Raw genomic sequence first — 6637 nt, 5'->3', positions numbered from 1 at the left:
ACTACGAACGCCTACCCGACCACCACGAAGCCATCGTCTACTGGGCCGCCATCATCCAGATGAGCCGACGACAAGCCCACATGACCTACCACAAACCCCAACACCAGGTTCAGAAACAGGCTCTATAGGAAGGGGCCCTTCCTCACACCCCGGAGGGGGCGGCGCCCGCCGCGCGCCGCCCCGACACCGGCTACAGCAGCAGCATCGGCATCGGCGTCGACGTCGGGGACAGGTCAGTCCTTCATCTTCGGTCACCGTCGCGGTGTCACCCAGCCCGTCCTGAGCCAGCCGGTAGACGAAGGTGTCCGGCAGTTTGTGCGTCGCGGTGCGCTGGTAGACCACCTCGTAGCGCGGATCGAGGGTGCTGAGGAAGCCGTACCGGGGCGGGACGACGATGGTCAGCACCGCGCCGGGGCTCGCCACGTCGTTGTCCCTGACCTTGATCACCTTGGGCGTGGCCCGGTACGCGTGTGCCGAAGCCCTCGCCCTGGTTGCTCCACCAGAAGACGTCGGTGAGCCCGTCCCCGTTGAAGTCCGCCGTACCGATCTCGTTGAGCTGGATGTTGGCCGTGGTCAGCACCTCGGGTACGAAGTCGCGGAGCACCAGGATGCTGCCGTCGGCGCCGATCGGCGAGCCGTGGAACGATCCGAGGACCAGTTCCGCACGTCCGTCGCCGGCCAGGTCGACGGCCGCGCCCATGCCCGGGCAGTGTGAGACCGGCAGCGTCGCGCCCGGCGGGGTGTAGACGTGCTCCTCGACCGCGCCGGGTCCGCTCCACTGCACGCGGACCGCGCAGCGCTGCTGGTCACTCGATGATCCCAGCTCGACCCGGTCGAGCCGTCGGTCCCCGTTCAGGTCACCCCAGATCGGGTCTCCCTCGATACCGGCCTGGGCCGGTGGGGCGGCCATTGCCAGCGATCCGATCAGCACCCCGCTGACGAGCACCGCCAGACGTCGTTTCCACATGGGAGCTCCAATCCCTGGGTCGACAGACGGCTATGGGCTGGAGCCTAGGATCAGCACAACGTCAGGGCTCGATAGCTGATCGTAATGTGACAGATACTTCCCGCCACCAGGCGTGTATGGAGCCGCGTCCGGACAGGGCCGACGCGCCGGGCATTCGGTGCCGGTGGGCGCAACGGACACCCGGTGCACCCGGGTCGGCCGGAAACGGGGTCGGGACGGCCACGGGTCAACGGCCACCGGGTCAACGACCATCGGCACCGGACGGCCGGACCCGGGCGACCGACCAGGCCGACAGCACCGCGCCGACCACCCCGACCAGCACGGCCGCGCCACAGATCAGCAGGTACGGACGGCCGGACAGCGGAAACCAGACCTCGCCGCTGAACGCGTAGCCGTACCCGACCAGGGGCAGAGCCGCCGCGACGGTGCCGACCACGATCCCGCCCAGCACGATCACCAGGACCTCACCGAGCACCGCCGCCACGACCTGTCCGACGCCGGCTCCGGCAAGCCGGAGTACCGCGTACTGGTCACGCCGGCTCACCACCGCACCGACCAGCACGTTGATCGCGGCGACTCCGGCGTACCCGCCGAACAGCACGACAAAGAGATGGACGATCCAGTTGTCCCCGCTGCTCTGCCGGGCGAGCGCGGCGAGATGTCCGGCCCGGGTCGCCACGACCAGATCCGGGTCCACCGACCGGAGCGTGTCCAACCGGGCGGCCACCTCGGCCGGATCGGCGTCGGGGCGTACGGTGAGTTGGACCGAGGCGTCGAACGACTCCACCAGGTGCGGCTGGACCATCGCCCGGGACAGCAGCGCACCGACCGGATACCGCCCGGCGTCGTACACCACCGCCAGCCGGGACCGGACCGGCGTACCGTCCGGCAGCAGCACCGTGACCTGCTCACCAACCCGCCAGCCGGGGCGTTGGGCCGTGCCCCGGGCGAGCGCCAGCGAGCCGTCGTCGAAGTCGGCCCAGCGGCCCTCGACCGCCGGCAGGCGCCAGAGTTCGGCGACGGTCGCCGGCCGTACCGCCATCGCCTCGACCGACCGGTACGCCGACCCGGCGTCGGGCACCAGGATCCGCGTGTTGATCAGTCCGGAGGCCGCCGCCACCCCGGGGACCGCTGCCGCCTCCGCCTCGATCCGAGGCGACAGACCGAGCTGTTCACTGCCGGAGATCACCAGGTCCGCGCCGAGCCGCTCGGCGTAACCACGCGACCGGGCCTCGAACGTCGTCACGTCCTGGAAGACCAGCAGGCAGGCGAAGCCGACCATCAACACCAGCGGGGCACCGACCGCCGCCACCCGAGACAGGTCGGCCCGGACCTGCCGGAGGACCAGGAATCCGCCGGCCCAGCCGCGCAGCACCGGGGAGAGCAGGATCAGGGAGCCCGCGAGCAGCACCGGTCCGAAGAGCACCGAGGCGAGGATCAGCAGCGGCGCCGAGGTCAGGAACAGCACCCCCGCCACCTGCGACGCCGCGAGGTCGGCGGAGCGGGCCAGGAGCAGGCCGGCGGCGCTGCCGGCGGCCGCCAGACCCAGACAGAGCAGGCCGCCGACCAGCCGGAGCCGTCCGCCGGCCCGGGGCGGCGCGCTGACCGCCACCATCGCCGTCCCCGGCGGGGTCCGCGCCGCCCGCCAGGCCGGCAGCGTGCCGGCGAGCACCGCAACGAGTACGGCGGCGCCGATCCCGACCAGCAGCGGCACCGCGCCGACCACCAGTGTGGTGGTACGGGGCAGCAGTCCCTGGCCGACGAAGAAGTCGATCGCGATCCGGGCCAGTCCGATCCCGAGCCCGGCCCCGAGCGTCCCGCCGACCGCACCGACGAACGCGGCCTCGGCCAGCACCAGCCGCCGGATCCGGCCGGGAGTGGCGCCGACGGTACGCAGCAGCGCCAGTTCCCGGCGTCGACGCAGCACCGAAACCGTCACCGTGCTACTGATCACCAGCGCCGCGATGGCCAACGCGCTGGCCGCCATCATGCCGACGAAGGTGCTCGACCCGCCGGCGAGTTCGGCCTGTCGACGGTCCAGCGCGAGTACCCCGGCCCGGTCGTCCCCGGTCAGCACCTGCACTCCGGGAAGTGCCCGCCGGACCCGCCCGGCCAGCGCTTCCGGGTCGGCTCCACCGGCCACGGTGAGCAGCGCCAGGTAGGGCTGTCCGCCCAGCTCGACCACGGTCCCGGGGGTGAAGAACAGCGCGTGCTCGTACGTCGAGCCCGGCCAGTCGCCGATCCCCACCAGCCGGAACGACTGGCCACCCCGCCCCGTCAGCACGGTGACCCGGTCCCCGACCGCCGCGCCCGCGAGCGTGGCGGTCGCCCGGTCGACGACCAGTTCGTCCGGGCCGGCCGGGGCGCGTCCCGTCGTCAGGCCGACCGGTTCGGCCAGCGCCGTGGTCCACGGGTGGCCCCAGGAGCGCTTGCGCGCGTCGCCGATCTTCCGGTCGGCGGTCACCAGGTACGCCGGCACCGGCATCTCCACGGCGACCGAAGCGACACCCGGTATCCGGGCCAGCGCGTCGACCTGTGCCGGCCGGAGCCGGGGCTGCTCGGGCAACGGAATCGCCGGCCCGTCCTCCCGGGTCACCCGCGACGGCATCCGGACGACCAGGTCGGCTCCGCCGAGGGTCCAGGCGGTCGCCGCCCGCCCCGCCGACGCGTGCTCGGCCGAGCCGTCGAGCAGCAGCGTCGCGGAGGTCAGGGCAGCACCCGACAGCACCGCCAGCACGGCCGCCGCCACGGTCGACCATCGACGGCGCACGCTGCGCCAGGCGAGCCCGATCACGCGGCCGCCTCCAGCGCGGCGAGCCGGGACAGCAGCACGTCGGTGGTGGGCGTGGCCAGGTCGGCCACGATCGACCCGTCGCGCAGCAGCAGCACCCGGTCCGCCTGGGCGGCGGCGGCCGGATCGTGCGTCACCATCACCACCGTCTGACCGAACTCGTCGACCGCCTGACGGAGAAAGCGCAGTACCGCGCCGCCGGTACGGGAGTCCAGGCTGCCGGTCGGCTCGTCGGCGAACACCACGGCGGGCCGGTGCACCAGGGCCCGCGCCACGGCGACCCGCTGCTGCTCGCCACCGGAGAGCTGGGCCGGTAGGTGCCGGAGCCGGTCCGCCAGACCGAGCAGGGCGACGAGCCGGTCCCGCCAGGCGTGGTCCAGCCGGTGACCGCCCAGCCGCTCGACCAGGGTGATGTTCTCCTCGACGGTCAGGATGGGCACCAGGTTGAACGCCTGGAAGACAAAACCGAGGCGGTCCCGGCGCAGCCGGGTACGGGCCGTCTCGGAGAGCCGGGAGAGCGCGGTGCCGGCGAGCACCACCTCGCCGGCGGTCGGCCGGTCGAGCCCCGCCAGGCAGTGCAGCAGGGTGGACTTTCCGGAGCCGGACGGGCCCATGATGGCGGTGAACCGGCCCGCCGCGAAGTCCGTGCTGACGTCCGCCAGTGCGGTGACCGTCGTCGTGCCCTGCTGGTAGGCCCGGCTCAGTTGCCGTACCGAGATGACGGGGGTGGCCTCGTCAGGAGCCCGGGTGCCGCCCGGGCCGTTTCCGTCGCCGCGCATCCTGCCGTGGCCCTCCCACTCGACTGGTCACCGGACGAGGGTTGTTCGCCGGCCATGGTCGATGACATCAGCGAGCGGACGTCCAGACAGCCACGCTGGGGTGAGATTCGGCGGTAACGCCAGCGTTACCCCGACGTACGACCGTGCGACGCGGTCGCGGATCCGGTCGGTGCGGCGTTCGGGCCGCCGTCCCGGCCCTGCAGGTACGTCAACACCGCGTGCACCCGCCGGTCGTCGTCTCCGGTACGGGCGAGGTCGAGTTTGGCGAAGATCCCGTTCACGTGTTTCGCGACCGTCGCCCCGCTGACCGTCAACGCGGTGGCGATCGCGGTGTTCGTCCGCCCCTCGGCCATCAACGACAGCACCTCGAGTTCGCGCTCGGTGAGCCGGTCCAGCACCGACCTGTTGCGGCGTTGCCCGAGCAGGTCCCGGACCACCTCGGGATCAACCACGGAGCCGCCGCCGGCAACGTGTTCCAGCGCCCGGACGAATTCGGCGACGTCCCCCACCCGGTCCTTGAGCAGGTAGCCGACTCCGCCCCGGCCGGTGCCGAGCAGGTCCGTGGCGTACCGGTGGTTGACGTGCTGGGAGAAGACCAGGACCCGGGCGGTCGGGTCGGCGGCCCGCATTTCGAGCGCGGCGAGCAGTCCTTCGTCGGTGAAACCCGGCGGCATCCGGACGTCGACGACCGAGACGTCGGGGTCGTACGCACGGATCGCCGCCAGCAGACCCGGAGCGTCGCCGACGGTGGCGACGACCTGGTGTCCACAGCGGATCAGCAACTGGGCCAGGCCCTCCCGCAGGATGACCGAGTCCTCCGCGATCACCACTCGCACGGCAGGTCCATCCGTACCGTGGTCGGCCCGCCGGGTGGACTGCTGAGCAGCACCGTTCCCCCGTACGCCTCGATCCGGTCGACGACGCCGAGCAGTCCGCTGCCCCGCGCCGGGTCGACGCCGCCGTGGCCGTCGTCGGTGACCGTGACCGTCAGGGTCGACCGGGCGCACCGCACGACGATCCCGACCGTCGCGGCCCCGCTGTGTTTCGTCGCGTTGCCGAGGATCTCGCAGACCGCGAAGTACACGGTGGACTCGACGCCGGGAGCGGGCCGGCGAGGCAGGTCGATCGACGCCCGCACCGGAAGTGGGTACCGGTCGGCGAGTTCCTGCAGGGCCGGCCCGAGGCCCTCCTCCCGCAGCGTCGCCGGGTAGATGCCACGGACGAGGTCCCGCAGCTCACCGAGGGCGCGGCCGGCCTCCTCCTGGGCCCGGGCCGCGAGGTCCCGGGCGGCCGGCTCGGCGCCGTCGAGTTCCAGCCGGAGCAGCCCGAGGGTGAGCAGCAGTGCGGTGAGCCGTTGTTGTGCCCCGTCATGCAGGTCCCGCTCGATGCGCCGCCGTTCCAGCTCGAATTCGGTGGCGATCCGGGACCGGGACTGGGCGACCTGCCGGAGCCGGTTGCCGAGTTGTTCCTCGGAGGGTTCGACCAGGACCGACCGGGCCAGCTGGGCGCGCCCGGCCGCCACCGCCGTCAGCAGGTACAACGCGACCGCCAGGAACAGCAGGCCGATCAGGACCGCACCGACGCGGTCCCCGACCTCGCCGCCGTCCACCCCGAGCAGACGCAGGACGTCGACCTGGTCGGCCGGGTCGGTCGGCCGTCGCACCGCCGCGACCAGGATCGCGGCCGGCATTCCGAGTACGACGATCGCCAGTACGGTGTCGACCATGCCCAGTGGTAGCAGCAGCAGCCCGTAGCCGAGTTCCTTCCAGGTGACCGGCTCGGTGATCCGCACGGACGCCCAGCGGCCGGGGCCCACCCGTCCGGTACGACGGTGGGGCGACAATCGGGCCCCCCGGTCGACCCAGCCCAGCCGCCAGCGCTCGACGGCGCCGAGCGGCACCCCGGCGAGCGGGCCCAGCGGCCAGGCGCAGGCGACCCAGACCGTCGGCACGAGTGGAGAGGTCAACAGATAGCCGAGCGAGCGCCAGGGCCAGGAGGTCAAGAGCAGTCGCGCCGGGCGGCTCAGCGCCTCCCAGGGGGTGGTGGCAGCCGGCCGGGTTGGTGCTGCGGGCGCTTCCCGGGATGACGCCGATCCTCTCG

The 6637-nt window shown here is 72.7% G+C and carries 5 protein-coding genes; all 5 read right to left on the bottom strand.

Translation table 11 applies throughout. The features are described 5' to 3' along the window. Positions 1-265: 265 nt before the first annotated feature. A complete protein-coding gene (locus tag V1633_RS18470) occupies positions 266-967 on the bottom strand; it encodes an FG-GAP repeat domain-containing protein (protein ID WP_331215583.1) in 702 nt (233 codons plus the stop codon). A gap of 241 nt (positions 968-1208) precedes the next feature. After that, a complete protein-coding gene (locus V1633_RS18465; protein WP_331215582.1) occupies positions 1209-3761 on the bottom strand; it encodes an ABC transporter permease in 2553 nt (850 codons plus the stop codon). Next, on the bottom strand, positions 3758-4537 hold the full coding sequence (locus V1633_RS18460; RefSeq protein ID WP_331215581.1) for an ABC transporter ATP-binding protein: 780 nt from the start codon (positions 4535-4537) through the stop codon (positions 3758-3760). The genes V1633_RS18465 and V1633_RS18460 overlap by 4 nt, the downstream gene beginning before the upstream one ends. A gap of 125 nt (positions 4538-4662) precedes the next feature. Further along, entirely contained in the window at positions 4663-5373 is a 711-nt protein-coding gene (locus V1633_RS18455; protein WP_331215580.1) for a response regulator transcription factor, read from the bottom strand. Further along, the gene (locus V1633_RS18450; RefSeq protein ID WP_331215579.1) at positions 5361-6503 is read right to left on the bottom strand and encodes a sensor histidine kinase; all 1143 of its coding nucleotides are present in this window, start codon (positions 6501-6503) and stop codon (positions 5361-5363) included. Before V1633_RS18450 ends, V1633_RS18455 begins: the two co-directional genes overlap by 13 nt. Between the last annotated feature and the right edge of the window lie 134 nt (positions 6504-6637).

The sequence above is a fragment of the Plantactinospora sonchi genome (assembly GCF_036422035.1).
GTDB classification, from domain to species: Bacteria; Actinomycetota; Actinomycetes; order Mycobacteriales; family Micromonosporaceae; genus Plantactinospora; species Plantactinospora sonchi.
This window is presented reverse-complemented; position numbering and strand designations above follow the sequence as displayed.

Bases quoted from the DNA above. Each gene is read 5' to 3' on its own strand.
- V1633_RS18470 (WP_331215583.1), bottom strand. From the start codon at position 967: ATGTGGAAACGACGTCTGGCGGTGCTCGTCAGCGGGGTGCTGATCGGA.
- V1633_RS18460 (WP_331215581.1), bottom strand. From the start codon at position 4,537: ATGCGCGGCGACGGAAACGGCCCGGGCGGCACCCGGGCTCCTGACGAG.